The following is a 25,098-nucleotide window of genomic DNA, read 5'->3' as shown; positions in this document are numbered from 1 at the left end:
GAGAGGATGACCGATTCGCACGCGGCAAACCGTGTCGGCCGCCTACGACTTGGGCTGGAAGGACTTGGTCAGCGTCTTCCAGGTGTCCTTGCGCGGCTCGCTGCCCCAGTTCGCGGCCTTCGCGGTGTACATCAGCCCGTAACCGAGATGGCCGTTCACCACGAACCCCCGGTCGATGCTGCGGTACTTGGTACCGCCGTCGACGTAGGTGAATTCCCAGTCGGCGGTGTTCCAGCCGCGGTAGTCCACCTGCTCGATGCGGATTCTCTGGTACTGGTGGCGGACCATGCCACGCTCCTGGTTCTTCCAGTCCGCCACCGGGTCGTCCTTGGGCGCGCTGGTCCACCCGACGAGCAGCCGCTGCCCGTCGGGCCCCGTGTAGCGGTCGCCCGCGGTGTCGGAGGACTTGTACCTCCATCCCTTGGGCAGCCCGATCGAGTAGCCCTGGCCGCTCTTGCGGGTCGAGACCACCGGCGCGCTGCCGCCGCCCTTGGAGCCGGACGCGTCCGACGACCCCGAGGCGTCGGCGGACGCACTGGCACCGGTGCCGGTCGTGCCGTCCTGCCCCGAACCGGTGCCGGCGGGTGCGGAGTTCGCCTCGTCCGTCCGCGTACCGCCGGTCTTGGCGTCCGTGCCGCCGGTGCCCTTGTCCTGCTTGGTGGACGCCTCGGCACTGGTCGCGGCCTTGGCCGCGCCGCCCTTGTCACCGTTGCTGTCGTCGCCGCTCAGCGCGAAGGCCAGCACCACGCCGATCACCGCGATGACGACCAGCGCGGCGATGATCACCAGCGTGCGCTTGGGGACCACGTCGGTCAGCGGCGCCCTCGGCACCGGTCGCTGCCGCAGATCGAGGTCCGGCGGCGGCACCACCGGCCAGCCCGAACTCGTCCTGTTCGGGCTTGACTTCGGCGCGGCGGGGGAACCCGAGGCCGGACCCGCCGGCCGTCCTGCGGGCCCGGTGCCCTGCGGCCCGGTGCCCTGCGGCCCGGTGCCCTGCGGCCCGGTGCCCTGCGGTCCGGTGCCCTGCGGCCCGGTGCCCTGCGGCCCGGACGGTGCGGGCCGCGCCCCACCGGTGACCGCGCCGCCCGCGCCCGCCGTACCACCGGCACCCGGCGCGGCCGTGTCGCTCCCGCTCTTCACCCGCGCCGTGGCCGCGGCGGTGGCCGCCCCGGCCGCCTTGCGCACCGAACGCAGCGCGCCGCGCAGCTTCTCCGCGGCCTCGTCGCCCCGCTTGCCCTCCGGCGAACCGGGCTGCGCCGGCAGCGGAACCACCCGGGTGACGTCCATCGGCTGCGGCTCGGGCGCGTGGATCACCGCGTTGAGCATGGCCCGGGCCCCGGCGTCGTCGAGCCGCTGGGCCGGATCCTTGGTGAGCAGGCCGTAGAGGACGTCCCGGAGCGGGCCCGCGTTCTTGGGCTCCTCCAGGGGTTCGGTCATCACCGCGGTGAGCGTGGCGATCGCCGAACCCTTGTCGTAGGGCGGCAGACCTTCGACCGCCGCGTACAACAGGCCGCCCAGCGACCACAGGTCGGCCGCCGGACCGGGCTTGTGGCCGCGGGCGCGCTCGGGCGATATGTAGGAGGGGGCGCCGACGAGCATGCCGGTGGAGGTGATGGACGGGTCACCCTCGACCTGCGCGATACCGAAGTCGGTCAGCACGACCCGGCCGTCCTCGGCGATGAGCACGTTGGACGGCTTCACGTCCCGGTGCAGGATGCCCTCGCGGTGCGCGGAGCGCAGCACGTCGAGGATGGCGAGCCCCACCTCGGCGGCGCGCCTCGGCTCCAGCACGCCGTCCTCGCGGATGACCTCGGCGAGGGACTTGCCCTCCACCAACTCCATGACGATCCAGGGCCGGTCGTCCTCGTCGACCACGTCGAAGACCGTCACCGCGCTGTTGTTGCGGATCCGGGCGATCGCCTTGGCCTCGCGCAGGGTGCGCGTGATCAGGCGCCGCTTCTCCTCCTCGTCGATGTTCGACGGGAACCGCAGCTCCTTGACGGCGACCGTCCGGCCCAGGGTCTCGTCCTCGGCACGCCAGACCGTGCCCATGCCGCCGCGGCCCAGCACGTCTCCCAGCCGGTACCGCCCGGCGAGGAGACGCCGCTCGTTCTTGCCCTGCCGAGTCTCCTGACGAGGTGTCCCCGCCCGCTCCGCCTCCGACATGCGTCCCCTCAAACAACCCGCCCTGACAGAGCCTCCATTGTCTCTCACCCGACAAGTGCCCGACGCCCAGGGGGCCCATGGCCGCAGCTCACTCTCCGTGCACCACAGGCACCCCTGAAGCAGGTGTTCCGCTTACCGGGATGACGGGGCACAAGAGCGGAGGAAGCAGGATGCCGACGCTCAGGACACTCTGTCCCCACGGGTGTCCCGGCACGGGCGCGGGCAAGTGCCCTTCTACAGCGGCACGATGTCGGGCGCCCCCAGCCGTGCCGCGTCCGCCGTCTGGTCGTCCGGCTGGAGCTGGGACTCCCGCTCGGCCTCCACCCGCTTCTCGTAGTGCTCCACCTCGCGCTCGATCTGGCCCTTGTCCCAGCCGAGGACCGGTGCCATCAGCTCGGCCGCCTCACGGGCGCTGCGGGCGCCCCGGTCGAAGGTCTCGATGGAGATACGGGTGCGGCGGGTGAGGACGTCGTCCAGGTGCCGGGCGCCCTCGTGGGAGGCGGCGTAGACCACCTCGGCACGCAGATAGTCGTCGGCCGCCTGCAGCGGCTCGCCGAGGGCGGGGTCGGCGGTGATGAGGTCCAGGACCTCCTCGGCCATCGAGCCGTAGCGGTTCAGCAGGTGTTCCACACGGACCACGTGCAGTCCGGTGCGGGCGGCGATCCGGGCTCGCGCGTTCCACAGCGCCTGGTAGCCCTCGGCGCCCAGCAGCGGGGTCTCCTCCGTCACGCAGTCGGCGACGCGCATGTCGAGGCCGTGCACGGCCTCGTCGACGGCGTCCTTCGCCATCACCCGGTAGGTCGTGTACTTGCCGCCCGCCACGACCACCAGACCCGGCGCCGGATGGGCGACCGTGTGCTCGCGGGACAGCTTGCTGGTGGCGTCGGACTCGCCGGCCAGCAGCGGCCGCAGGCCCGCGTACACGCCCTGCACGTCGTCACGGCCGAGCGGCACGGACAGCACCGAGTTGACGTGCTCCAGCAGGTAGTCGATGTCGGCGCTGGACGCGGCCGGGTGGGCCTTGTCCAGGTCCCATTCGGTGTCCGTGGTGCCGATGATCCAGTGCCGTCCCCAGGGGATGACGAAGAGGACGGACTTCTCGGTGCGCAGGATCAGGCCGGTGGTGGAGTGGATGCGGTCCTTGGGCACGACCAGGTGGATGCCCTTGGAGGCGCGGACGTGGAACTGGCCGCGCTCGCCCACCATGGCCTGGGTGTCGTCGGTCCACACGCCGGTGGCGTTGACGATCTGCTGGGCGCGGATCTCGTACTCCCCACCGCCCTCCACGTCCTGCACCCGGGCGCCGACGACCCGCTCGCCCTCCCGCAGGAACCCTGTCACACGCGCGCGGTTGGCCACCTTCGCGCCGTAGGACGCGGCCGTGCGCACCAGGGTGGCGACGAAACGGGCGTCGTCCATCTGGGCGTCGTAGTACTGCAGGGCGCCGACGAGGGCGTCCTTGCGCAGGCAGGGGGCCACGCGCAGGGCGTGACGGCGGGTCAGGTGGCGGTGTATGGGCAGGCCCCGGCCGTGGCCGCGGGCCATGGACATCGCGTCGTACAGCGCGACACCCGAGCCTGCGTACAGCCGCTCCCAGCCCTTGTGCTGCAGCGGGTAGAGGAACGGCACCGGCTTGACCAGGTGCGGGGCGAGCCGCTCCAGCAGCAGACCGCGCTCCTTCAGGGCCTCGCGGACCAGCGCGAAGTCGAGCATCTCCAGATAGCGCAGGCCGCCGTGGACCAGTTTGCTGGACCGGCTGGAGGTGCCGGACGCCCAGTCGCGGGCCTCGACCAGGCCGGTGGACAGGCCGCGGGTGACCGCGTCCAGTGCGGTGCCGGCACCGACCACTCCGCCGCCGACCACCAGCACGTCCAGTTCGCGCTCCGCCATCGCCGCCAGTGCCTCGGCGCGCTGCGCCGGCCCCAGAGTCGCTGTCCTCACCGCTGCCTCCCGCTGTCGCACAACTCGCTCGCGTCGGCCGCACCCGGTGGGCGAAGCCCGGTTCATCCACTCCTCATGCCCAAATTCTGACCGGCCTGCCCGGCTTCAGCCACCACGGGCTCCCAACCTGTGGACAACTCACGCACAACCCTCGTAAGACACACGAACACAATCACACATAACGGTCATATTTGTACCTAGTCTGACATCGCACTCGCTCATCCTGTCCACAGCGGTTGCGCACCTGTCCCGCTTCGGTTACTGGGAAGGACGGCCCACGCCATGCCCGCAGACCTCGCCGTCATCGGACTCGGCCCCTACGGCTTGCCGCTGGCCCAGGCCGCCGTCGCCAAAGGCATCCACACCGTCGGCTACGCCACCGGCCCGGAGGCCGGCTCGCTCAGCCCCGCCGAGCTGCGCCGGATGCACTCCGCGGGCTTCCGGCTCGGCACCGACCCGGTCCAGCTCGGCCGGGTGCGCACCGCGGTGATCTGCGCGCCGACCCCGCGCGGCGCCGACGGCGGACTCGACCTCGGCCAGGTGGAGGCCGCCGCCCGCGCCCTGGCCGGGCGGCTCCGCCCGCACACCACGGTCATCCTGGAGTCGCCCGTGCTTCCGGGGACGACGGAGGAGTTCCTGCGCCCCCTGCTGGAGGAGGGGTCGGGCCTGAGCGCCGGCCGTGACTTCCACCTCGCCTACTCCCCCAGCCGGGTGGACCCCGGCAACCGCGACCACACCCCCGCCGGCACTCCCAAGGTGATCGGCGGTCTGACGCCCGCGTGCACCGAGTCGGCCGCCGCGTTCTACGGCCGGCTCACCGACAAGGTGGTACGCGCCCGCGGGCTGCGCGAGGCGGAGACCGTGCAGTTGCTGGAGACCAACTTCCGGCACGTCAACATCGCGCTCGTCAACGAGATGGCCGTTCTCTGCCACGAGCTGGGTGTCGACCTGTGGGACGTCATCCGCTGCGCGGAGACCAAGCCCTTCGGATTCCAGGCGTTCCGGCCGGGCCCGGGCGTCGGCGGCCACGGCGTCCCGCAGGACCTGACCGGCCACGCCACCCGCACCCTGCGGATGGTGGAGCTGGCCCAGCAGGTCAACCACCGCATGCCCCGCTACGTCGTCCAGCGCGCCGCCACCCTGCTGAACGAGCACGGCAAGTCCGCCCGCGGCGCCCGCATCCTGCTCCTCGGTGTCACGTACAAGGCCGACCTCGCCGACCAGCAGGGCACGCCCGCACAGGAGGTCGCGATCCGGCTGATGGAACTCGGCGCCTCCCTGAGCTACCACGACCCCTACGTGCCCGCGTGGAACCTCCTCGACCGTCCGGTCCCGCGCGTGGACTCCCTGTACGAGGCGGCCGCCGACGCCGACCTGACGATCCTGCTCCAGCAGCACCGCACCTACGACCTGCAGGGCCTGTCGGTGAAGGCCCAGCTGCTGCTGGACACGCGGGGAGCCACGCCCACGGGGGCGGCGCACCGGCTCTGAGAGCGGCAGCGGACCGGGAACGGCCGCGCGCGCAGCGGTCACGAACGGAAAACAGCCGGGGGCGTTGTCGCCCCCGGCTGTTAGTCTCCCCCGGACTCACCGCACACGCGTGCGTACGTCGTCTCTCTTTTCCGCCATCCATGTGTGCCACAGCACGGGGGGATTCCTGTCATGAGCCAGTCAGCTCCACCGCCTCAGCCGCCCCAGACCGGTCCGGTCGACGGCAACCCGTACGCCCAGCAGGCGCCCGCCGGGGCTCCCGGAGTCCAGGGCGCGCCGTACCCGCCGCAGCCGGGCGCCTTCGCCGCGCCGCCGGCACCGCCCGCTCCGGTCCGGAACAACCTCGTCCTCGGTCTGCTCGCCGCCCTCGCCGCCGCCGTGGTCGTGGGCGCCCTGTACGGCGTCGTCATAGGCGCCACCAAGCACGAGATCGGCTGGGCCGCCGTCGGCGTGGGCTTCGTCGTCGGTCTCGCGGCGGGCAAGGCGGGCGGCCGCAACCCCGCCCTGCCGGTCGTCGGCGCCGTCCTCGCGCTCGGCTCCGTCTACCTCGGCCAGCTGGTCGGCGAAGCGATGATCATCGCCGATCACTTCCACGTGGGCTTCAACGAGGTGTTCTTCCAGCACCTGAGCACGGTCCAGGACGTCTGGAAGGAAGACGCCGACCCGCTCACCTTCGTCTTCTTCGCCATCGCCGCGTTCGCCGCGTTCTCGGGCACCAAGAAGGCAGCCGCCTGACCCCTCGCCCGCACGGAAAGGGCCCGCCCACCTCATCGGTGGCCGGGCCCTTCGCGTCGTACGGGTCAGCGGCGGTGCTGGCTGTCCGCGACCGTCACCTCGACCCGCTGGAACTCCTTCAGCTCGCTGTAGCCGGTCGTGGCCATGGCGCGGCGCAGGGCACCGAAGAAGTTCATGGAGCCGTCGGGGGTGTGCGACGGGCCGGTGAGGACCTCCTCGATGGTGCCGACCGTGCCGAGGTCGACCTTCTGGCCGCGGGGCAGCTCATCGTTGACCGCCTCCATGCCCCAGTGGTGGCCCTTGCCGGGCACGTCCGTGGCGCGGGCCAGCGGCGAGCCCATCATCACCGCGTCGGCACCGCAGGCGATCGCCTTGGGCAGGTCGCCGGACCAGCCGACACCACCATCGGCGATCACGTGCACGTACCGGCCGCCGGACTCGTCCATGTAGTCCCGGCGGGCCGCGGCCACGTCGGCGACAGCGGTGGCCATCGGGACCTGGATACCGAGGACGTTGCGCGTGGTGTGAGCGGCGCCGCCGCCAAAGCCGACCAGGACACCGGCCGCGCCGGTGCGCATTAGGTGCAGGGCGGCGGTGTAGGTGGCACAGCCGCCGACGATCACCGGGACGTCCAGCTCGTAGATGAACTGCTTGAGGTTCAGCGGCTCGTGCGCGGACGACACATGCTCCGCCGAGACCGTCGTACCCCGGATGACGAAGATGTCCACGCCCGCGTCCACGACCGCCTTGGAGAACTGGGCGGTGCGCTGCGGGGAGAGCGCGGCCGCCGTGACCACGCCGGAGTCGCGCACCTCCTTGATGCGGGCGCCGATCAGCTCCTCCTTGATGGGAGCCGCGTAGATCTCCTGGAGGCGGCGGGTCGCCTGCTCGGCGGGCAGCTCGGCGATCTCGTCCAGCAGCGGCTGCGGGTCCTCGTACCGCGTCCACAGGCCCTCGAGGTTCAGCACACCGAGGCCGCCCAGCTCGCCGATGCGGATGGCGGTGGCCGGCGAGACGACCGAGTCCATGGGAGCGGCCAGGAACGGCAGCTCGAAGCGGTAGGCGTCGATCTGCCAGGCGATCGAGACCTCCTTCGGGTCCCGCGTACGGCGGCTGGGGACGACGGCGATGTCGTCGAAGGCGTACGCCCGGCGGCCGCGCTTGCCGCGCCCGATCTCGATCTCAGTCACGTCTGTGGCCTTTCCCTGATGCGTTTCAGCGTCTTCCAGTATCGCCGACGCCCATGACAAGGGCGGCCCCGGAGACTCCGGGGCCGCCCTCAGACAGGCTCCACGCGCGCGTGGGTCACTTCTTGCCGCTGTAGTTCGGCGCCTCGACCGTCATCTGGATGTCGTGCGGGTGGCTCTCCTTCAGGCCCGCCGACGTGATCCGCACGAACCGGCCGCCTTCCTGCAGCTCGGGGACCGTCCGGCCGCCGACGTAGAACATCGACTGGCGCAGACCGCCGACCAGCTGGTGGACGACGGAGGACAGCGGGCCGCGGTAGGGCACCTGGCCCTCGATGCCCTCGGGGATCAGCTGCTCGTCGGAGGCGACGCCCTCCTGGAAGTAGCGGTCCTTGGAGAACGACCGGCGGTCGCCGCGGGTCTGCATGGCACCGAGCGAGCCCATGCCGCGGTACGACTTGAACTGCTTGCCGTTGATGAACAGCAGCTCGCCCGGGGACTCCTCGCAGCCCGCGAGCAGCGAGCCGAGCATCACCGTGTCAGCGCCCGCGACGAGGGCCTTGGCGATGTCGCCGGAGTACTGCAGACCGCCGTCGCCGATCACCGGGACTCCGGCGTTCTTGGCGGCGAGCGCGGCCTCGTAGATGGCGGTGACCTGCGGGACGCCGACGCCGGCGACGACGCGGGTCGTACAGATGGAGCCCGGTCCGACGCCGACCTTGATGCCGTCGGCGCCCGCGTCGACCAGGGCCTGGGCGCCGTCGCGCGTGGCGACGTTGCCGCCGATGACGTCGACGCCGGAGGAGTTCGACTTGATCTTGGCGATCATGTCGCCGACCAGGCGGGAGTGGCCGTGCGCGGTGTCCACGACGATGAAGTCGACACCGGCCTCGATCAGCGCCTGGGCCCGCTCGAAGGCGTCACCGGCGACACCGACGGCCGCGCCGACCAGCAGGCGGCCCTCGGCGTCCTTGGCGGCGCTCGGGTACTTCTCCGCCTTGACGAAGTCCTTGACGGTGATCAGGCCCTTGAGGACACCCCCGTCGTCGACCAGCGGAAGCTTCTCGATCTTGTGCTTGCGCAGCAGCTCCATGGCCTCGGGGCCGGAGATGCCGACCTTGCCGGTGACCAGCGGCATCGGGGTCATGACCTCGTGCACGCGCCGGCTGCGGTCGCTCTCGAAGGCCATGTCGCGGTTGGTGACGATGCCGAGGAGCTTCTTGTCGCCGTCGGTCACCGGGACACCGCTGATGCGGAACTTGGCGCACAGCGCGTCGGCCTCGGCGAGCGTGGCGTCCGGGTGGATGGTGATGGGGTCGGTGACCATGCCGGACTCGGAGCGCTTCACCAGGTCGACCTGGTTGGCCTGGTCCTCGATGGAGAGGTTGCGGTGCAGGACGCCGACGCCGCCCTGGCGGGCCATCGCGATCGCCATGCGGGACTCGGTCACCTTGTCCATGGCGGCGGACAGCAGCGGGATGTTGACCCGCACGTTCTTGGAGACGTACGAGGCGGTGTCGATCTCGTCGGGTGCCATGTCCGACGAGCCCGGCAGCAGCAGCACGTCGTCGTAGGTCAGCCCGAGTGTCGCGAATTTTCCGGGTACTCCGTCGACGTTGGCAGTCATGACACCTTCCCCAAATGGCCTTGCTCGGTGCGGATGTCCATGCTAACGGGAAGCCTGGGTGGCAAATTCCACGGTGCCGGGTGACTTCAGGCTTCGTATGTTCGTACGGAAACCAATCGGTGCCCGTTCAAAAAGGGAGCTACGACGGCTCCACCCACGGGGGTTTACTGCTCGGCGAGAGCGCGCAGCCGGCTCAGTGCCCGGTGCTGGGCCACGCGGACCGCCCCGGGTGACATTCCCAACATCTGCCCCGTCTCCTCCGCGGTCAAGCCCACGGCGATCCGCAGCAGGAGCAGCTCGCGCTGGTTCTCGGGGAGGTTGGCCAGCAGCTTCTTGGCCCACTCGGCGTCACTGCTGAGCAGCGCGCGCTCCTCGGGACCGAGGGAGTCGTCCGGCCGCTCCGGCATCTCGTCCGAGGGGACGGCCGTGGAACCCGGGTGGCGCATCGCGGCGCGCTGCAGGTCGGCGACCTTGTGCGAGGCGATGGCGAAGACGAACGCCTCGAAGGGGCGGCCGGTGTCGCGGTAGCGGGGCAGTGCGAGCAGTACCGCCACACAGACCTCCTGGGCGAGGTCCTCGACGAAGTGGCGCGCGTCACCGGGAAGCCGGGACAGCCGGGTGCGGCAGTAGCGCAGCGCCAGCGGGTGGACATGGGCGAGCAGATCGTGCGTGGCCTGCTCGTCCCCGTCGACGGCACGATGCACGAGCGCACCGATCGCCCCGTGGGCCGTGCCCGCCTCGTCGTCGTGCATCGGTCCATGGTGCCTTGCGGCCGTCCGGTCCGTCGCATCGTGTCCGTGGTTGTGCACCGAAGCGTTATGAGCAGGTGCGCCGGCACTCATCCCCTGCGCCCTCCCCTTCCGCTCGACCGACTCGTCCCCGAGAGACTCCACACCTCAAGGATGCGGCATCCGCGCCGAAACGAGCAGCGCGCGTCCGGCGGGTCGCCTTGCGCACCGCCCGCCGGCCCGTCCGGCGGGGTCGTACGCCCAGCTCGGGGCACGGCCGGCACGCGTGCGTCCGGGCCCCCGGCGGGCGGCCCCGCCACGGGTGCCCGCACCGGTGCCGGACACGGGACCCGGCCGGCGCCGCTCAGGCGAGGGCGACCGGTCTCACGCGGCCGCGCGCCGGCCCGGAGCACCTGACGCGCGCCTCCCGGAGGTGACTCGAACCTCGTCGAAGGCCGGACTCGGCCCGGTCCCACGGAGCGGGCTCGCATCACGCCTCCGTTTCCGCGGGCAACCGGGAGACCGGCCGGCGGCGCACTTCGTGAGTCCTCGTGGGCCGCCCGGCCGCACCGCTGGGCCCCCATGCCGGGCAGCCCCGCATCCGCGAGGGACGAACCGCGAGCCGCCCGGACGCCGACGTGGCGTCCGGCTGCCGCCGGGGAAGGCGGAGCCGTTCCCGGCCTCGGGAACGGTGCCCGGTGCGGTCCGGTCCCGCCTGCCCCGCAGGGCTGCGCACGTCCTACCGGACCAGTCCCCAGCGGAAGCCGAGCGCCACCGCATGGGCCCGGTCCGAGGCGCCGAGCTTCTTGAACAGGCGGCGGGCGTGGGTCTTGACGGTGTCCTCGGAGAGGAACAGCTCGCGGCCGATCTCAGCGTTGGAGCGGCCGTGGCTCATGCCCTCCAGGACCTGGATCTCGCGCGCGGTGAGCGTGGGCGCGGCGCCCATCTCGGCCGAGCGGAGCCGGCGCGGAGCCAGCCGCCAGGTCGGGTCGGCCAGCGCCTGCGTCACGGTGGCGCGCAGCTCCGCGCGTGAGGCGTCCTTGTGCAGGTAGCCCCGGGCACCGGCGGCGACCGCCAGCGCCACGCCGTCGAGGTCCTCGGCGACGGTGAGCATGATGATGCGGGCGCCCGGGTCGGCGGACAGCAGCCGGCGGACGGTCTCGACGCCGCCCAGGCCGGGCATGCGTACGTCCATCAGAATGAGGTCGGAGCGGTCGGCGCCCCAGCGGCGGAGGACTTCCTCGCCGTTGGCCGCCGTCGTCACGCGCTCGACACCGGGCACGGTCGCGACCGCGCGGCGGAGCGCCTCTCGGGCAAGCGGGGAGTCGTCGCAGACGAGGACGGATGTCATGACCGCCCTCCGCAGCTGATGCGCGTCACCTTGAGCCTCCAGGCTGGTACGGAATCGTCACCTGTGCGGTCGACCGTCTCGGACGCCTGCCCGAGCACTTGTGTTTTCAACCGCATCCGCACTCTCAACGACGGTCACTCGAAAGAGTTACGGGCCCGCGTGCCGTCTTCGGCACTCTATGTGAGGGCGTCGACACGGTGCCGACATGCGCGCGGACTCTCAACTTTTCATCACAACCAATGCCCCATTTAGCCCTTTTTCTTCCCGTTTTGCGGTGTCCGGGGCTAGATTCGCAATGAGTCATATTTTCATCTCCTTAGACCGGAGATGTACGGTCGTTGGCACCGTATCCGCCCAGAACGGCTACAAGGGGTCACGTAATGGCAGATTTCTCCCGCCTTCCCGGACCGAACGCGGACCTGTGGGACTGGCAGCTGCTGGCTGCTTGCCGCGGGGTGGACAGCTCGCTCTTCTTCCACCCGGAGGGCGAGCGCGGGGCGGCTCGGAGCGCTCGCGAGAACTCGGCCAAGGAGGTCTGCATGAGATGCCCGGTCCGCGCCCAGTGCGCGGCGCACGCCTTGGCGGTGCGCGAGCCGTACGGAGTCTGGGGCGGCCTGACCGAGGACGAGCGCGAGGAGCTGATGGGGCGGGCGCGCAACCGCCTGGTGTCGGCGTCGACCACCAGCGGGAACACCGCCCCGCATCACTGAAGTAACGTTTCTGCATCCAGGGCCCGCCCGGATGCGTCCGTTTTCTCCCTCTCGGGCACGCGCGCGCGTGCCCGTGACTCCGTCCGGGCCCTTACGGACGCCCGGCCGCCCGAGCCGCCCGAGCCAGCTGTTCCAGCGTCGCCGCGACGGTGGGCACCCGGGCCAGGTCGGGCAGGGTGAGAGCGACGATCTCCCGCCGTACCGCCGGTTCCAGCCGTACCGCCCGCACACCCCTCGGCCGTACCGACTCCACCGCCAGCTGCGGCAGTACGGCGACCCCGAGTCCCGCGCCGACCAGACCGACCACCGCCGGGTAGTCGTCGGTCGCGAAGTCGATGCGCGGGGTGAAACCGGCCCCCTCGCAGACCTGCACGAGCTGGCCGCGACAGCGCGGGCAGCCCGCGATCCAGGGTTCCTGGGCCAGCTCGCCGATGGCGACGCTCTCCGCGCGCGCGAGCCGGTGCCGCTCGGGCACGAGGGCCACCAGACGGTCCGTCAGCAAGGGCCGTACGACGAGGTCGTCCCAGTCCTCGGCGACCGCGGCCCCCTCGTAGCGGAAGGCGAGGGCCAGGTCGCAGTCGCCTTCGCGCAGCAGTTCGACGGACTTCGGGGGCTCGCCCTCCTCCAGGGAGACGCGGGTGCCGGGGTGGGCGGCGCGCAGGGCGGCCAGTGCGGTGGGGACCAGGGTGGAACTGCCGCTGGGGAAGGAGACCAGCCGGACCCGGCCGGCCCGCAGGCCCGCGATGGCGGCGACCTCCTCCTCGGCCGCGGTGAGTCCGGCGAGGATGCCGGAGGCGTGCCGGACCAGGGCCTCACCGGCCTGGGTGAGGCGCATCTCGCGGCCGCTGCGGGCCAGCAGCGGGGTGCCGACCGAGGCTTCCAGGGCCTTCATCTGCTGGCTGATGGCGGGCTGGGTGCAGCCCAGTTCACGCCCCGCCGCCGAGAAGGAACCGGTGGTGGCGACGGCGCGCAGGACGCGGAGATGACGGGCCTCGATCACCCTTTGAGCATAAGGGAAGCTTGGGGACGGGGCCCCATATCGGTTCGACGCTTTGGGACCGGTCACGTACGGTGCGGGCATGAGGCTTCTCTCCGTCAACCTGGGCCGCCCGCGGCCGGTGCCGTACACGGATCAGCCGGACGGCGTGACAGGCATCGACAAGAAGCCGGCCGACGGGCCGGTCCGGGTGGCGGCGCCGGGGCCCAAGGGGATCGGCGGGAGCGGGCTCGCCGGGGACGCGGTGTGCGACCTGCGGCACCACGGCGGCCACGACCAGGCGGTGTACGCGTTCGCGCGCGAGGACCTCGACGACTGGGAGCGCGAACTCGGCCGATCGCTGAGCAACGGCTGCTTCGGGGAGAATCTGACGACGGACGGTCTGGACGTCTCCGGGGCGCTGATCGGCGAGCGCTGGCGGATCGGCTCCGAGGTGGTGCTGGAGGTGACCTCGGGGCGGATCCCGTGCCGTACGTTCCAGGGCCATCTGGGCGAGCGGGTATGGGTGAAGAGGTTCACCCGGAAGGGCGCGACCGGCGCTTACCTGCGGGTGATCGAGCCGGGCGCCGTACGGGCCGGCGATCCGGTGGAGATCGTGCACCGGCCGGGGCACGGCGTCACGGCGGCGATGCAGTTCCGCGCGGTCACCACCGAACGGGAACTGCTGCCGCGGCTGCTCGCCGCGGGCGAGGCGTTGCACGCGGAGACACTGGCGGCGGCCCGCAAGTACGCGGACCGGCACGGCGGCTGAGGGAGCGTCGGCGCGGCTGCCGCGGAGGCCGCCGTGGGCAGCGGACGCGGGTGGGACGGGTCACTACCCTTGGGCCATGACAACGGCTCTGATTACGGGATCGACCGCGGGGATCGGCGCCGCGTTCGCGCGGCGGCTGGCGGCTGACGGACATGACCTCGTGCTGGTGGCGCGGGACACCCGGCGGCTGCGCGAGCAGGCGACCGAACTGCACGACCGGCACGGCATCGAGGTGGAGGTGCTGACCGCCGACCTCTCCGAGGACAAGGGCATCGAGGCGGTCGCCGACCGGCTCGGCGACCGGAAGAACCCGGTCGACCTGCTGATCAACAACGCCGGCTTCGGGAACAAGGGCCGCTATCTCGACGTGTCCATGACGGACGAGCTGAAGATGCTCAAGGTGCACTGCGAGGCGGTGCTCCGGTTGACGTCGGCGGCGGCCGCGGCGATGCGCGAGCGCGGGCGGGGCGGTGTCGTCAACGTCGCCTCGGTGGCCGCCTTCGTGCCGCGGGGCACGTACGGGGCGTCGAAGGCCTGGGTCGTGCAGTTCACCCAGGGCGCGGCGAAGGACCTGGCGGGCAGCGGGGTGCGGCTGATGGCCCTGTGCCCGGGCTTCGTGCGCACCGAGTTCCACCAGCGGGCCGGGATGGGCACGGACAACATCCCGGGGTGGATGTGGCTGGACGCCGACAAGCTGGTCGCGGCGGCGCTGGCGGACCTGGCGCGCGGCAAGTCGCTGTCCATCCCGGACCCTCGGTACAAGGCGCTGATGGGTCTGGTGAAGGTGACGCCCCGGGGCCTGCTGGGCGGGGTCTCCTCCAGGACCGGGCGCAAGTACGGGCCGCAGTAGCGGAGGGGTGGCGCTGCCGTCCCGGTGCGAAAATGAGGGTGACGGAACCGGGCCAGGGGGGCCGGGAGGCGGCGTCATGACCTTCGTGCAGCTCATCGAGTGCAGGACGAGCCGGCTGGACGAGATGAACCGGCTCATCGACGACTGGGTCGCGCAGACCAAGGGGAAGCGGACGGCGACGCACGCGCTGGTCGGCACGGACCGGTCGGACGCGTCGCACGTCGTCGAAGTGGTGGAGTTCGCGTCGTACGAGGACGCGATGCGGAACTCGAACCTCCCGGAGACCGACAAGATCTTCCAGGGGATGGTCGCCCTGTGCGACGAGATGCCGACGTTCACCGACCTGGACGTCGTGCGGGACGAGCGGCTGGCCGAGGACACCGTACGGCGGTTCTTCGAGGCGCTGGCGACGCCGGGCGAGCTGCCTCCGCTCAACGACCTCCTGGACGAGGACATCCACAGTCACGACCCGGTGAACCCGCAGGACACCATCGGGCTGGACAACGTCCGCGCCGAGTTCCGGATGTGGCGCGGTGCCTTCGACTTCACGTTCACGCTCGAGGATGTGCTCGCCCAGGGCGAGAGGGCCTGTGCGCGGTGGACCTGGAACGCCGCGCACACGGGTGACTTCCTGGGGATCGGCCCCACCGGAAGGCGGGTCACCATGACCGGGATGACGCTGTTCCGGTTCGCGGACAGCGGCAAGATCGCCGAGACCTGGTGGCAGCACGACCAGCTGGGGCTGATGCAGCAGCTGGGGGCGCTGGACGCGCTGGAGACGTGAGAGGTGGGGCGGTCGGCGCGGCGAACGACGTCGTGGAACTCGTCGTCGCCGAGCTGGCCGCCAACGCCGTCACTCATGGCCGGCTGCCGGGCCGGGACGCCCATCTGCGTCTCACCCGGCTCGACGGCACCGGTCGCGTCCGGATCGAGGTGAGTGACGCGCGCGGCGCACGGCTTCCTGTCCGCGTTCGGAGTGACAGACCCGACGCTGACGGTGGGCGCGGTCTCCTCCTCGTGGCCGCGCTCGCCGATGACTGGGGCGTGGTCCCTCGGCCCGGCGCTCCTGGCAAGACGGTCTGGGCCGTGGTGGCGGTCGCCCCAGGGACCCCGCCCTGCCTGACCCCGCGGCGGCCGGTGGCGACGTGCCCGGCAGCGACCCGGCAGCGACCCGGCAGGGTGGAAGCACGATGCCCAGCACCCCCGTAAGGGCACTGGGCATCGTGGCTGGGCTCAGTTCAGCGTGGCGCTCAGTGGGCGTGGCCGTGGCTGTGGCCCGCGGCGGCCGGCTCTTCCTCTTCCTTCTTCTCGACGACCAGGGTCTCGGTCGTGAGCAGCAGGGAGGCGATGGAGGCGGCGTTCTCCAGGGCGGAGCGGGTGACCTTGACCGGGTCGATGACACCGGCCTTGACCAGGTCGCCGTACTCGCCGGTCGCGGCGTTGAAGCCCTGGCCCTTGTCGAGCTCGGCGACCTTGGAGGTGATGACGTAGCCCTCGAGGCCGGCGTTCTCGGCGATCCAGCGCAGCGGCTCGACGGCGGCGCGGCGGACGACCGCGACACCCGTGGCCTCGTCACCGGTCTTGCCGAGGTTGCCCTCCAGGACCTTCACGGCGTGGACCAGGGCGGAGCCACCACCGGAGACGATGCCCTCCTCGACCGCGGCGCGGGTCGCGGAGATGGCGTCCTCCAGACGGTGCTTCTTCTCCTTCAGCTCCACCTCGGTGGCGGCGCCGACCTTGATCACGCACACGCCGCCGGCCAGCTTCGCGAGGCGCTCCTGGAGCTTCTCGCGGTCCCAGTCGGAGTCGGTGTTCTCGATCTCGGCCTTGATCTGCGCGATGCGGCCCGTCAGGTCCTCGGACTTGCCGGCACCCTCGACGATCGTGGTGTCGTCCTTGGTGACGGTGACGCGGCGGGCGGAGCCGAGCACCTCGAGGCCGACCTGGTCGAGCTTGAGGCCGACCTCCTCGGAGATGACGGTGGCGCCGGTGAGGACGGCCATGTCCTGCAGCATCGCCTTGCGGCGGTCGCCGAAGCCGGGGGCCTTCACCGCGACGGCGTTGAAGGTGCCACGGATCTTGTTGACGACCAGGGTCGACAGGGCCTCGCCCTCGACGTCCTCGGCGATGATGAGCAGCGGCTTGGAGGCACCCGCCTGGATGACCTTCTCCAGCAGCGGCAGCATGTCCGCGATGCCGGAGATCTTGCCCTGCGTGATCAGGATGTACGGGTCGTCGAGGACGGCCTCCATGCGCTCCTGGTCCGTCACGAAGTACGGCGACAGGTAGCCCTTGTCGAAGGCCATGCCCTCGGTGAAGTCCAGCTCCAGACCGAAGGTGTTGGACTCCTCGACGGTGATGACGCCGTCCTTGCCGACCTTGTCCATCGCCTCGGCGATCAGCTCGCCGACCTGCTGGTCCTGGGCGGACAGCGCGGCCACGGCGGCGATGTCGGACTTCTCGTCGATCGGGCGGGCCGTGGCGAGCAGCTCGTCGGAGACGGCCTTGACCGCGGCGTCGATGCCCTTCTTCAGGGCGGCCGGGGAGGCACCGGCGGCGACGTTCTTCAGGCCCTCGCGGACGAGCGCCTGGGCCAGCACGGTGGCGGTGGTGGTGCCGTCACCAGCGATGTCGTTGGTCTTGGTGGCCACCTCCTTCACCAGCTGGGCGCCGAGGTTCTCGAACGGGTCCTCGATCTCGACCTCGCGGGCGATCGTGACACCGTCGTTGGTGATGGTCGGGGCGCCGAACTTCTTGTCGATGACGACGTTGCGGCCACGGGGGCCGATCGTCACCTTCACCGTGTCGGCCAGCTTGTTGACGCCGCGCTCGAGGGCGCGACGGGCGTCCTCGTCGAACTTCAGGATCTTCGCCATGACAGCGGGAGCCCTCTCGAAATCTGTGGGTGAAAAAACGAACTGCGCCCCGGGCGCCCGGCTTCTTAGGTGGTCGCGGGGGCCAGGGGCGCAGCTGGGAGCAACTGAGTGCTCGAGGTGATTACTTCTCGATGATCGCGAGGACGTCGCGAGCCGAGAGGACGAGGTACTCCTCGCCGTTGTACTTCACCTCGGTGCCGCCGTACTTGCTGTACAGCACGACGTCGCCGACCTTGACGTCGAGCGGAAGACGCTCGCCGTTCTCGAAGCGGCCCGGGCCCACGGCGAGGACGGCGCCCTCCTGGGGCTTCTCCTTCGCGGTGTCCGGGATGACCAGGCCAGAGGCGGTGGTCTGCTCGGCGTCGAGCGGCTGGACCACAATGCGGTCCTCGAGCGGCTTGATGGCAACCTTGGAGCTGGTGGTCGTCACGATCCGACCTCCCCCTTCGGAGATCTCACGGGGTTAACTGTCTGAGGTGGCGACCAGGTGGATCCGTCGTCGCGGGTGCCGGACCTGCCCGTCGCTTTGTTGGCACTCTCACCTGCTGAGTGCCAGAGCCGAGACTATGACCGGGGTTAGCACTCGGTCAAGCGGAGTGCCAATCCGGTGCGGCGCGTCGGCCGCGTTCGGGCCCGTCGGGGTGTCCGGCGGCCGGTGTTCGCCCCGCCGTCCTCGCTGTCTTCATCGCCTTGGCCGTCTTCGCTGTCTTCGCGGCCGGTTCGTTCAGTTCAGGTAGTCCTCGAGCCGCCCCACCGTCAGCCCCCGCTGCTGCACCCGCCGCAGGACCCGGGTCGTGCGTTCCCTCAGCGGCGGGCCCGTGGACTCGTCGGGGCCGACCAGGACGATGTCGCCGGGGCACAGGCGGTGGTCGCCCCGGGTGAAGACGAGGTCGGCCGGGGTCATCGCGGCGCGCCACAGGACGACCGTGGAGATTCCGCAGTCGGCCGCCGCGCGCAGGGTGGTGGTGTCGTACGCGCCGTAGGGCGGGCGGAAGAGGCGGGGGCGGACACCGAGGCGGGCGTCGAGCCGCGCCTGCTGGCCGCAGATCTCGGCGCGCTGCCCGGCGTAGGGCTGTCCGGCGAGCGCGCGGTGGTCGAGGGTGTGGTTCTGGATGCCGGCGCCCAGCCTGTGCAGCCGGGCGAAGTGGCCGTACCCGGGACCGGCGACGCTGTCGGTGAGGAAGAGGCTGACGGGCAGCCGGAGTTCGCGCACCATGTCGACGAAGCGCGGGTCCTTCTCGGCGCCGTCGTCATAGGTGAGGAAGACGACCCGGTCGTGAGTGGGGACGTGGTCCACGACGCGGGGCAGGGTGTGGCCCCCGGTGTGGGGGCCGAGGCCGAGGGGCCGGGTGGCGGGGCGGGGCGGGCGGCGCAGGGGCTCGGCCAGGCCCCAGTGCCGGTAGGCCCGGTCGGCGGCGGGGCCGTTCGGGCGTACCCCTTGGGCCGCTTTCTTGCCGAGGCGTTCGATGGGGTCCACGGACTGCGCGCAGCCCGCGAGGAGGAGGGCGGAGGCGAGGAGCGCGGCCGGCCCCCGCGCCCGCCTCACAGGTAGTCCTCCAGGCGGGCCACGGCGTAGCCCTCGCGCGTGACCTTGTTCAGGAAGCGGCGCATGTCGTCGACCATCGTGCCGTCCCAGTCGTCCCGGCCGCGGAAGTGGGTGAGGACGATGTCGCCGCGGCGCAGCCGCTGGTCGTCCTCGCGGTACTCCCAGTGGTCGACGTAGACCTCCTCGTTCCAGATCGGCGCGTACTTGATGCCGCAGGACTTGGCGGCGACCAGGGTGTCCTGGTTGTAGTTGCCGTACGGAGGGCGGAAGACGGTGGGCGCCTTGCCGAACTGCCTCTTCATGACGGCCTGCATGCCGCAGATCTCGTCCTTCTGCTCCTCGTAGGACAGGCCGGGCAGGTAGGGGTGGTGCAGGGTGTGGTTGTTGAGGGTGTTGCCGTAGGACTTCATCGTGCGGAAGTAGGTGTAGTCGTCCTTCACCAGGTAGTTGCTGAGGAAGGCGGTGTACGGGATCTTCAGGTCCCGCATCATGGCGAGGAACCTCGGGTCCTTCTCCGCGCCGTCGTCGATCGTCAGGAAGACGACCTTCTGCCTGGTGGGGATCGTGGTGAAGACCGGCGGCAGGCCCCAGTCGTCCTGGTGGTCCACCTCGAACCCGGCGCGGGCGGTGATCTTCGGCTTCGCCGCGGGCGGCGGCGGAGGCGTCAGCGGGACCTGGTCCAGTTTCCAGCGGCGGGCGGCGGCCACCAGACGGGCGTGTTCGGCGGCCTGGCCGCCCTGGCGGGCCTGGGCGGGGCCGCCCTGGCCGGGCGCCCTGCCGGCGGAGTCCGCACAGCCGGAGAGGAGTGCGGCGCAGGCCAGCGCGGTGGCTCCGCGGCCGAGGGGCAGGGACCGCAAACGGGAGCGCGACCGGGACCGGAACCGAGGCCGAGCCCAAGACCGATTTTTGTCATTTTGTACTACTGCTCGCATGGTGCCGGATCCTCCCAGGCCCCGGCCCGGAACCCGGTCAGACACCGCCGCCGGAGGCGCACCATCCACCGACTGGCCCACAATGACCCGGTGAACGACCTCGCCCTCCTCCTCACCCCCGAAGGCCGCGCCCTCCTCGACGAGGTGCGCGACACCGAACCCGCACAGGAGCTGGCCGTGGCCACCCGGCTGCGCCGCGACCACCCGGCCGAGCTGGTGTCGGCCGCACTCGGCCAGGCCCGGCTGCGGCAGCGGGCGGTGGCGAAGTTCGGGGCCGAGGACGCCGGACGGATGTTCTTCACGCCGAACGGGGTCGAGCAGTCGACGCGGGCCGGCGTGGCCGCGTACCGGGCGCGGCGGCTGAAGGACCTGGGCGTGACCTCGGTCGCCGACCTGTGCTGCGGCATCGGCGGGGACGCGATCGCGCTGGCGCGGGCCGGGATCCGGGTGCTGGCCGTGGACCGGGACCCGCTGACGGCGGCGGCGGCGCGGGCGAACGCCGAGGCGCTGGGGCTGGCGGACCTGATCGAGGTGCGCGAGGCCGACGTCACGGGGGTGGACACCGCCGGGTACGACGCGGTGTTCGTGGACCCGGCCCGGCGGGGCGGGCGGGGCCGGATCTTCGATCCCGAGGCCTATTCGCCGCCGCTGTCCTGGGCGGTCGGCGCGGCCCGTACGGCACCCCACGCGGCCCTGAAGATCGCTCCGGGCATCCCGCACGAGGCGGTGCCCGCCGAGGCCGAGGCCGAGTGGATCTCCGACGGCGGGGATGTGAAGGAGGCGGTGCTGTGGTTCGGCACCGGGGCGCCGGGCGCGGTACGGGCCACGCTGCTGCCCGGCCCGCGCACGCTGCTCGGCCGGGGGCTGCCCGACCCCGGCGTGCGGCGGGTGGGGCGGTACCTGTACGAGCCCGACGGTGCCGTGATCCGGGCGCACCTGGTCGCGGAGGTGGCCGAGGAGGTCGGCGGCGGACTCGTCGACGCGACGATCGCGTACATCACCGCCGACGAGCCGCGGCCCACCCCCTTCGCCACGGCCTACGAGATCACCGACCAGATGCCCTTCAACGTCAAGAAGCTGAAGGCGCTGCTGCGGGAGCGCGAGGTCGGCACGCTGACCGTGAAGAAGCGCGGCTCCGCGGTCGAGCCGGAGGAACTGCGCCGGAAGGTCAGGCCGCAGGGACCGAACGCGGCGACCGTGTTCCTGACCCGCGTCGCGGGGGCACCGACGATGCTGATCGGCCGTCCGGCGGGGCACCGGCTGCCCTGACCGGCGCGGGACGGCTCCGCGGTGACGCTCAGCCGCACTGTCCCGCCCGGCGCAGCAAAAGCTCCCGCTCCCGTTGGTTGCGGGCCAGCGCCGCCGCCCGTTGGAACTCCGCCCGCGCCTGCGTCGTACGGCCGAGGCGCTGGAGCAGGTCCGCGCGCACGCTGGGGAGCAAGTGGTAGTCGCGCAGGGCCGGTTCGGTGGCCAGGGCGTCGACGATGGCCAGTCCCGGTTCCGGTCCCTGAGCCATCGACACGGCGACCGCGCGGTTCAGCTCGACCACCGGGGACGGGAACCGGGCCGCCAGCACGCCGTACAGGGTGGCGATGGAGCGCCAGTCGGTCTCCTCGTAGGTGTAGGCGTGCGCGTGGCACCCGGCGATGGCCGCCTGCAGGGCGTAGCGGCCGGGAGCGCCGGAGGCCGTGGCGTCGGCGCGGGCGAGGGCCCGGATGCCGCGGGCGATGAGCATGCGGTTCCAGCGGCGGCGGTTCTGGTCCCTCAGCAGCACGGGTGTGCTGTCGGGGCCGGTGCGCGCGGCGGCCCGGGACGCCTGGAACTCCAGCAGCGAGGTCAGGCCGTGCACCTCCGGCTCCTTGGGCATCAGCGCGGACAGCACGCGGGCCAGGCGCAGGGCGTCCTCGCACAGCGCGGGGCGCAGCCAGTCGTCGCCGGCGCTGGCCGCGTAACCCTCGTTGAAGATCAGGTAGATCACGTCCAGGACGGATCCGAGGCGGGCCTCGCGGTCGGGCCCGTACGGCACCTCGAAGGCGACGTTCCTCGTGGCGAGGGTCCGCTTGGCCCGGACGATGCGCTGGGCGATCGTGGCCTCCGGGACCAGACAGGCGCGGGCGATCTCGGCCGTGGTCAGGCCGCCGAGCAGGCGCAGGGTGAGCGCGGTGCGGGCCCCGGGGGACAGCACCGGGTGGCAGGTGGTGAAGACGAGCCGGAGGAGGTCGTCGTCGATACCTTCCGGGTCGGCGGGCTCCTCGGGCGGGGCGGTGGTGGGGAGGTCCCGGCCGATCTCGGCGAGTTTGCGGGCGTAGGTCTCGCGGCGCCGGATCAGGTCGACGGCGCGGTGCCGGGCGGTGGCCATGAGCCAGGCGCCGGGGTTGTCGGGCACACCGTCCCGGGGCCACCGCTCCAGGGCGGCGACCAGCGCGTCCTGGGCCAGATCCTCGGCGATGCCGACGTCCCGGACGATCCGGGCGACGCCGGCGATCAGCCGTGGTGACTCCAGACGGAAGACGGTCTCGATCGCGCGCGCCGCGGTGGGCTGTGGTTCCACAGCCCACCATGCAACACCCCCGGACAGCCCCGGGCCAAGCGCGATCAGCCCTCGGCGATCTCCCGCACCTCGCAGGTCACCGTCCAGTGCTCCTCGTGGGTCTTCAGGAACCGCTTGGTCCACTCCAGGGCCTCGGCCATGTCCTTGCACTGCATGAGCGCGTAGCCGCCGACGACCTCCTTGGACTCGGTGAAGGGTCCGTCGGTGACGGAGATCTGCCCGCCCTCCCAGCGCACCCGGGCGCCCTGGGCGGAAGGCGTCAGCCCGGCGGTGTCGAGCATGACGCCGGCCTTGGTGATCTCCTCGATCAGTTCACCCATCCGCCGCATCAGCTCCTCGCTGGGGCCCTCGGCGGGCGCGGAGGACTCGTCGATGCGCACGAGCGACAGGTAGCGGGGCATGGTGACTCCTTCGGTCGGGGCGGCGGGACCGTTCCCCGCCGCTCACCCATGCGTCGAACGGGAGACACCCCACTCGACACCCTCGCCGGATTTTCCCGGGGATTTTTTCCGGCCCGGTCTTTCCGGCCCGGTCTTTCCGGCCCGGTCTCTTCCGGCCCCGGTGGCCGGCGGCGGCACCGCGGCCTGCCCCGCCCGGCCTACCGCAGGGACGCCCACAGGTCGCTCGCCGCCGGCTCCTTCGCCACCACCCGGTTGGGGTCGGAGGGTGCCGTGACGACCGGCATCATCACCGTCTTCACCCGGTCGGCCGTCAGGCCCCCGAGGCTCCGGCCCAGGTTCGTCAGCTCCTTCAGGGAGTCGAGGCCGGTGTCGGTGGTGAGGCTCGCGGTGACCGCGTTGGCGACCCGGTACAGCTTGGCCGGGTCGGTGAGCAGGTCGGTGGCGGCGATCTGCGCCAGCAGTCCCTTGACCACCTTCTGCTGCAGGCCTATGCGGCCCAGGTCGCTGCCGTCGCCTATGCCGTGCCGGGTGCGGGCGAGGGCCAGAGCCCGCGTGCCGTCGAGGTGGTGGGCGCCGGCCTCGAGGTGCAGATGGCTCTTGTCGTCGTCGATGTCCTGGTCGGTGGTGACGTCGACGCCGCCGAGCGCGTCCACCAGCCTGGCGAAGCCGGAGAAGTCGATCTCGACGTAGTGGTCCATGCGGATGTTCGTGACCGACTCGACGGTCTTCACCGCGCACACCGGCCCGCCCACGGCGTAGGCGCTGTTGAACATGGTGTTGTACGCCACCGCCGTCGAGCCGCCGGAGGCGAGCGGGCAGGACGGGCGGGTGACGAGGGTGTCGCGCGGGATGCTGACGACGGTGGCCCGCGTACGGCCGGCGTCGATGTGCACCACCATCGCGGTGTCCGAGCGGGCGCCGACATCAGGGGGGTGTCGGCGGCGTGCGCGGCGGGCTCCGTCAGCAGCAGCGCGGCCCCGGTCACCAGGGATGTGAGGGGTAAGCCGATTCTCAGAGATCTCACCGCGAGCGCCTCCGAAAGTTTCGGTCGAATTACCGATTGACTTCGGAGGAGTGTGGGGGCGCGCACCCCACTCGTCAATATGTCAGCTTCCGGCCACCGGCGTCACCCCTTCGCGGGCGCCGCCGTGCTCGACCGCACCACCAGGCTGGTCGCCAGCTCCACCCGGGTCGCCGCCCGCTCCTCCGGCACGCGCCCCAGCTCCAGCACCAGCCGGGCCGCGGCCTCGGCCATCTCGGTCAACGGCTGCCGTACGGTCGTCAGCGGCGGGCCGACCCAGCGGGCCACCGGCAGATCGTCGAAGCCGACCACGCTGAGGTCCTCCGGGATGCGCAGTCCCAGCTCACGGGCCGCCTCGTACAGGCCGAGCGCCTGCAGGTCGTTGCCCGCGAAGACCGCGGTCGGCCGGTCCGAGCGGCGCAGCAGCTCCAGGCCCAGGCGGTAGCCGGCGTCATGGTGGAAGTCGCCGGTCACCATGAGCGAGGGGTCGACCGGCAGCCCGGCCGTCTCCAGCGCCGCCCGGTAGCCGTCGACCCGGGCCCGGCTGCACATCATCCGGGACGGGCCGCTGATCGCGCCGATCCGGGTGTGACCGAGTTCCACCAGGTGACGGGTGGCGGCGAGGCCGCCCTGCCAGTTGGTGGCACCGATGGAGGGCACGTCCGGGCCCGGGTCGCCGGCCGGGTCCATCACCACGAACGGGATGGACCGGCTGGTCAGCAGCGCCCGCTGGGACTCGTCGAGCCCGGACAGGACGAGCACCACCCCGTGCGGGCGGCGGGCGGCGACCTGGTCGGCCCAGGTGCGCCCGGGGGTGAGCCGCCCGGCCGACTCGGACAGCACGACGCTCAGCCCGGCGTCCCGGGCCACGTTCTCCACACCCCGGATGACCTCCATCGCCCAGGCGCTCTCCAGCTCGTGGAAGACCAGGTCGATCAGCGGGGAGCGGGATGCCTCGGCGCGCCGGCGCCGGTAGCCGTAGGCGCGCAGCAGTTCCTCGACGCGGGTCCGGGTCGCGGGGGCGACGTCGGCGCGGCCGTTGAGCACCTTCGAAACAGTCGGAGCGGACACCCCGGCCTCACGGGCGATTTCGGCGAGGGTCGCCGTCTGCGTTTCTGTGGGCTTCGAAGGCTTCATGCCCGCGATCGTATCCCCGCAGGACCTCTTGACGAAGGCGTTGTCCCACCATAGGTTCCCGGAACATTCGGCGCTCCATCCGAAACATTCGGAGCAGAGT

Annotated in this window: 22 protein-coding genes and 1 pseudogene; 8 read left to right on the top strand and 15 right to left on the bottom strand. The window is 71.7% G+C overall.

Translation table 11 applies throughout. The features are described from left to right. Window positions 1-42: 42 nt before the first annotated feature. Both AC07C1_RS25035 and AC07C1_RS25030 read right to left on the bottom strand, forming a co-directional pair. Window positions 43-2,166, bottom strand: coding sequence for a serine/threonine-protein kinase (locus AC07C1_RS25035; RefSeq protein ID WP_478942377.1), 2,124 nt, complete (start codon window positions 2,164-2,166; stop codon window positions 43-45). 234 nt (window positions 2,167-2,400) lie between these two features. After that, window positions 2,401-4,107 carry a glycerol-3-phosphate dehydrogenase/oxidase gene (locus AC07C1_RS25030; protein ID WP_478942375.1) on the bottom strand — a complete coding sequence of 569 codons (1,707 nt, stop codon included), beginning with the start codon at window positions 4,105-4,107 and terminating at the stop codon, window positions 2,401-2,403. Between the two features lie 282 nt (window positions 4,108-4,389). Here AC07C1_RS25030 and AC07C1_RS25025 point away from each other — a divergent pair, with 282 nt between their 5' ends. Next, on the top strand, window positions 4,390-5,598 hold the full coding sequence (locus AC07C1_RS25025; protein WP_478942374.1) for a nucleotide sugar dehydrogenase: 1,209 nt from the start codon (window positions 4,390-4,392) through the stop codon (window positions 5,596-5,598). A 171-nt stretch (window positions 5,599-5,769) separates the two neighbouring features. Continuing rightward, window positions 5,770-6,333, top strand: a complete 564-nt coding sequence (locus tag AC07C1_RS25020; RefSeq protein WP_478942372.1) for a hypothetical protein — start codon at window positions 5,770-5,772, stop codon at window positions 6,331-6,333. A 65-nt stretch (window positions 6,334-6,398) separates the two neighbouring features. On the opposite strand, the gene AC07C1_RS25015 is transcribed toward AC07C1_RS25020, so the two are convergent. From AC07C1_RS25015 to AC07C1_RS25000, 4 genes are all read right to left on the bottom strand, one after another. Beyond that, window positions 6,399-7,523, bottom strand: coding sequence for a GuaB3 family IMP dehydrogenase-related protein (locus AC07C1_RS25015; RefSeq protein ID WP_478942370.1), 1,125 nt, complete (start codon window positions 7,521-7,523; stop codon window positions 6,399-6,401). A 115-nt stretch (window positions 7,524-7,638) separates the two neighbouring features. Then, window positions 7,639-9,147: an IMP dehydrogenase gene (gene guaB, locus AC07C1_RS25010; protein ID WP_478942368.1), complete on the bottom strand. Its 1,509-nt coding sequence runs from the start codon at window positions 9,145-9,147 to the stop codon at window positions 7,639-7,641. Between the two features lie 164 nt (window positions 9,148-9,311). Further along, a complete protein-coding gene (locus AC07C1_RS25005) occupies window positions 9,312-9,899 on the bottom strand; it encodes a sigma-70 family RNA polymerase sigma factor (protein WP_478942366.1) in 588 nt (195 codons plus the stop codon). A gap of 715 nt (window positions 9,900-10,614) precedes the next feature. Further along, window positions 10,615-11,226, bottom strand: coding sequence for a response regulator transcription factor (locus AC07C1_RS25000; protein ID WP_003948568.1), 612 nt, complete (start codon window positions 11,224-11,226; stop codon window positions 10,615-10,617). 380 nt (window positions 11,227-11,606) lie between these two features. Here AC07C1_RS25000 and AC07C1_RS24995 point away from each other — a divergent pair, with 380 nt between their 5' ends. Continuing rightward, window positions 11,607-11,936: a WhiB family transcriptional regulator gene (locus tag AC07C1_RS24995; protein ID WP_478942364.1), complete on the top strand. Its 330-nt coding sequence runs from the start codon at window positions 11,607-11,609 to the stop codon at window positions 11,934-11,936. Between the two features lie 91 nt (window positions 11,937-12,027). Here AC07C1_RS24995 and AC07C1_RS24990 read toward each other — a convergent pair whose 3' ends face one another. Further along, window positions 12,028-12,936 (bottom strand): LysR family transcriptional regulator, encoded by a 909-nt coding sequence (locus AC07C1_RS24990; RefSeq protein WP_478942362.1) that lies wholly within the window; start codon window positions 12,934-12,936, stop codon window positions 12,028-12,030. Window positions 12,937-13,015: 79 nt separating this feature from the next. Here AC07C1_RS24990 and AC07C1_RS24985 point away from each other — a divergent pair, with 79 nt between their 5' ends. The 4 genes from AC07C1_RS24985 (at window position 13,016) to AC07C1_RS24970 (ending at window position 15,743) form a co-directional block, all read left to right on the top strand. Further along, window positions 13,016-13,684 carry an MOSC domain-containing protein gene (locus tag AC07C1_RS24985; protein ID WP_478942360.1) on the top strand — a complete coding sequence of 223 codons (669 nt, stop codon included), beginning with the start codon at window positions 13,016-13,018 and terminating at the stop codon, window positions 13,682-13,684. Between the two features lie 76 nt (window positions 13,685-13,760). Further along, a complete protein-coding gene (locus AC07C1_RS24980) occupies window positions 13,761-14,534 on the top strand; it encodes an SDR family NAD(P)-dependent oxidoreductase (RefSeq protein ID WP_478942359.1) in 774 nt (257 codons plus the stop codon). A gap of 76 nt (window positions 14,535-14,610) precedes the next feature. Further along, a complete protein-coding gene (locus AC07C1_RS24975; protein ID WP_478942357.1) occupies window positions 14,611-15,318 on the top strand; it encodes an ester cyclase in 708 nt (235 codons plus the stop codon). After that, window positions 15,255-15,743: an ATP-binding protein gene (locus AC07C1_RS24970; RefSeq protein ID WP_478942356.1), complete on the top strand. Its 489-nt coding sequence runs from the start codon at window positions 15,255-15,257 to the stop codon at window positions 15,741-15,743. The genes AC07C1_RS24975 and AC07C1_RS24970 overlap by 64 nt, the downstream gene beginning before the upstream one ends. 41 nt (window positions 15,744-15,784) lie before the next feature. Here AC07C1_RS24970 and groL read toward each other — a convergent pair whose 3' ends face one another. The 4 genes from groL to AC07C1_RS24950 all read right to left on the bottom strand — a co-directional run bounded on the left by groL (window position 15,785) and on the right by AC07C1_RS24950 (window position 19,888). Next, a complete protein-coding gene (groL, locus tag AC07C1_RS24965; protein ID WP_478942354.1) occupies window positions 15,785-17,410 on the bottom strand; it encodes a chaperonin GroEL in 1,626 nt (541 codons plus the stop codon). Window positions 17,411-17,531: 121 nt separating this feature from the next. Continuing rightward, window positions 17,532-17,840: a co-chaperone GroES gene (gene groES / locus AC07C1_RS24960; RefSeq protein ID WP_020132158.1), complete on the bottom strand. Its 309-nt coding sequence runs from the start codon at window positions 17,838-17,840 to the stop codon at window positions 17,532-17,534. Window positions 17,841-18,134: 294 nt separating this feature from the next. Next, window positions 18,135-18,956 carry a polysaccharide deacetylase family protein gene (locus tag AC07C1_RS24955; RefSeq protein ID WP_478942352.1) on the bottom strand — a complete coding sequence of 274 codons (822 nt, stop codon included), beginning with the start codon at window positions 18,954-18,956 and terminating at the stop codon, window positions 18,135-18,137. After that, window positions 18,953-19,888, bottom strand: coding sequence for a polysaccharide deacetylase family protein (locus AC07C1_RS24950; protein ID WP_478942350.1), 936 nt, complete (start codon window positions 19,886-19,888; stop codon window positions 18,953-18,955). Before AC07C1_RS24950 ends, AC07C1_RS24955 begins: the two co-directional genes overlap by 4 nt. Before the next feature lie 90 nt (window positions 19,889-19,978). Here AC07C1_RS24950 and AC07C1_RS24945 point away from each other — a divergent pair, with 90 nt between their 5' ends. Further along, a complete protein-coding gene (locus AC07C1_RS24945; RefSeq protein ID WP_478942348.1) occupies window positions 19,979-21,157 on the top strand; it encodes a THUMP-like domain-containing protein in 1,179 nt (392 codons plus the stop codon). Window positions 21,158-21,185: 28 nt separating this feature from the next. Here AC07C1_RS24945 and AC07C1_RS24940 read toward each other — a convergent pair whose 3' ends face one another. From AC07C1_RS24940 to AC07C1_RS24925, 4 genes and pseudogenes are all read right to left on the bottom strand, one after another. Next, complete coding sequence (locus tag AC07C1_RS24940; RefSeq protein WP_478942346.1) at window positions 21,186-22,439, bottom strand: RNA polymerase sigma factor; 1,254 nt, start codon at window positions 22,437-22,439, stop codon at window positions 21,186-21,188. 44 nt (window positions 22,440-22,483) lie between these two features. Then, on the bottom strand, window positions 22,484-22,840 hold the full coding sequence (locus AC07C1_RS24935; RefSeq protein ID WP_478942345.1) for a YciI family protein: 357 nt from the start codon (window positions 22,838-22,840) through the stop codon (window positions 22,484-22,486). A gap of 197 nt (window positions 22,841-23,037) precedes the next feature. After that, window positions 23,038-23,760: pseudogene (locus AC07C1_RS24930) on the bottom strand (LCP family protein); the annotation flags it as partial. Window positions 23,761-23,966: 206 nt separating this feature from the next. After that, complete coding sequence (locus AC07C1_RS24925) at window positions 23,967-24,998, bottom strand: LacI family DNA-binding transcriptional regulator (protein ID WP_478942343.1); 1,032 nt, start codon at window positions 24,996-24,998, stop codon at window positions 23,967-23,969. Window positions 24,999-25,098: the final 100 nt, after the last annotated feature.

The sequence above is a fragment of the Streptomyces sp. NPDC045022 genome, from assembly GCF_056432605.1.
This window is presented reverse-complemented; position numbering and strand designations above follow the sequence as displayed.

Excerpts from the sequence above, each read along its gene's own strand:
- AC07C1_RS25035 (WP_478942377.1), bottom strand. The coding sequence starts at position 2,166 with ATGTCGGAGGCGGAGCGGGCGGGGACACCTCGTCAGGAGACTCGGCAG.
- AC07C1_RS25025 (WP_478942374.1), top strand. The coding sequence starts at position 4,390 with ATGCCCGCAGACCTCGCCGTCATCGGACTCGGCCCCTACGGCTTGCCG.
- AC07C1_RS25020 (WP_478942372.1), top strand. The coding sequence starts at position 5,770 with ATGAGCCAGTCAGCTCCACCGCCTCAGCCGCCCCAGACCGGTCCGGTC.
- guaB (WP_478942368.1), bottom strand. The coding sequence starts at position 9,147 with ATGACTGCCAACGTCGACGGAGTACCCGGAAAATTCGCGACACTCGGG.
- AC07C1_RS25005 (WP_478942366.1), bottom strand. The coding sequence starts at position 9,899 with ATGCACGACGACGAGGCGGGCACGGCCCACGGGGCGATCGGTGCGCTC.
- AC07C1_RS25000 (WP_003948568.1), bottom strand. The coding sequence starts at position 11,226 with ATGACATCCGTCCTCGTCTGCGACGACTCCCCGCTTGCCCGAGAGGCG.
- AC07C1_RS24995 (WP_478942364.1), top strand. The coding sequence starts at position 11,607 with ATGGCAGATTTCTCCCGCCTTCCCGGACCGAACGCGGACCTGTGGGAC.
- AC07C1_RS24985 (WP_478942360.1), top strand. The coding sequence starts at position 13,016 with ATGAGGCTTCTCTCCGTCAACCTGGGCCGCCCGCGGCCGGTGCCGTAC.
- AC07C1_RS24980 (WP_478942359.1), top strand. The coding sequence starts at position 13,761 with ATGACAACGGCTCTGATTACGGGATCGACCGCGGGGATCGGCGCCGCG.
- AC07C1_RS24975 (WP_478942357.1), top strand. The coding sequence starts at position 14,611 with ATGACCTTCGTGCAGCTCATCGAGTGCAGGACGAGCCGGCTGGACGAG.
- groL (WP_478942354.1), bottom strand. The coding sequence starts at position 17,410 with ATGGCGAAGATCCTGAAGTTCGACGAGGACGCCCGTCGCGCCCTCGAG.
- AC07C1_RS24950 (WP_478942350.1), bottom strand. The coding sequence starts at position 19,888 with ATGCGAGCAGTAGTACAAAATGACAAAAATCGGTCTTGGGCTCGGCCT.
- AC07C1_RS24935 (WP_478942345.1), bottom strand. The coding sequence starts at position 22,840 with ATGCCCCGCTACCTGTCGCTCGTGCGCATCGACGAGTCCTCCGCGCCC.
- AC07C1_RS24925 (WP_478942343.1), bottom strand. The coding sequence starts at position 24,998 with ATGAAGCCTTCGAAGCCCACAGAAACGCAGACGGCGACCCTCGCCGAA.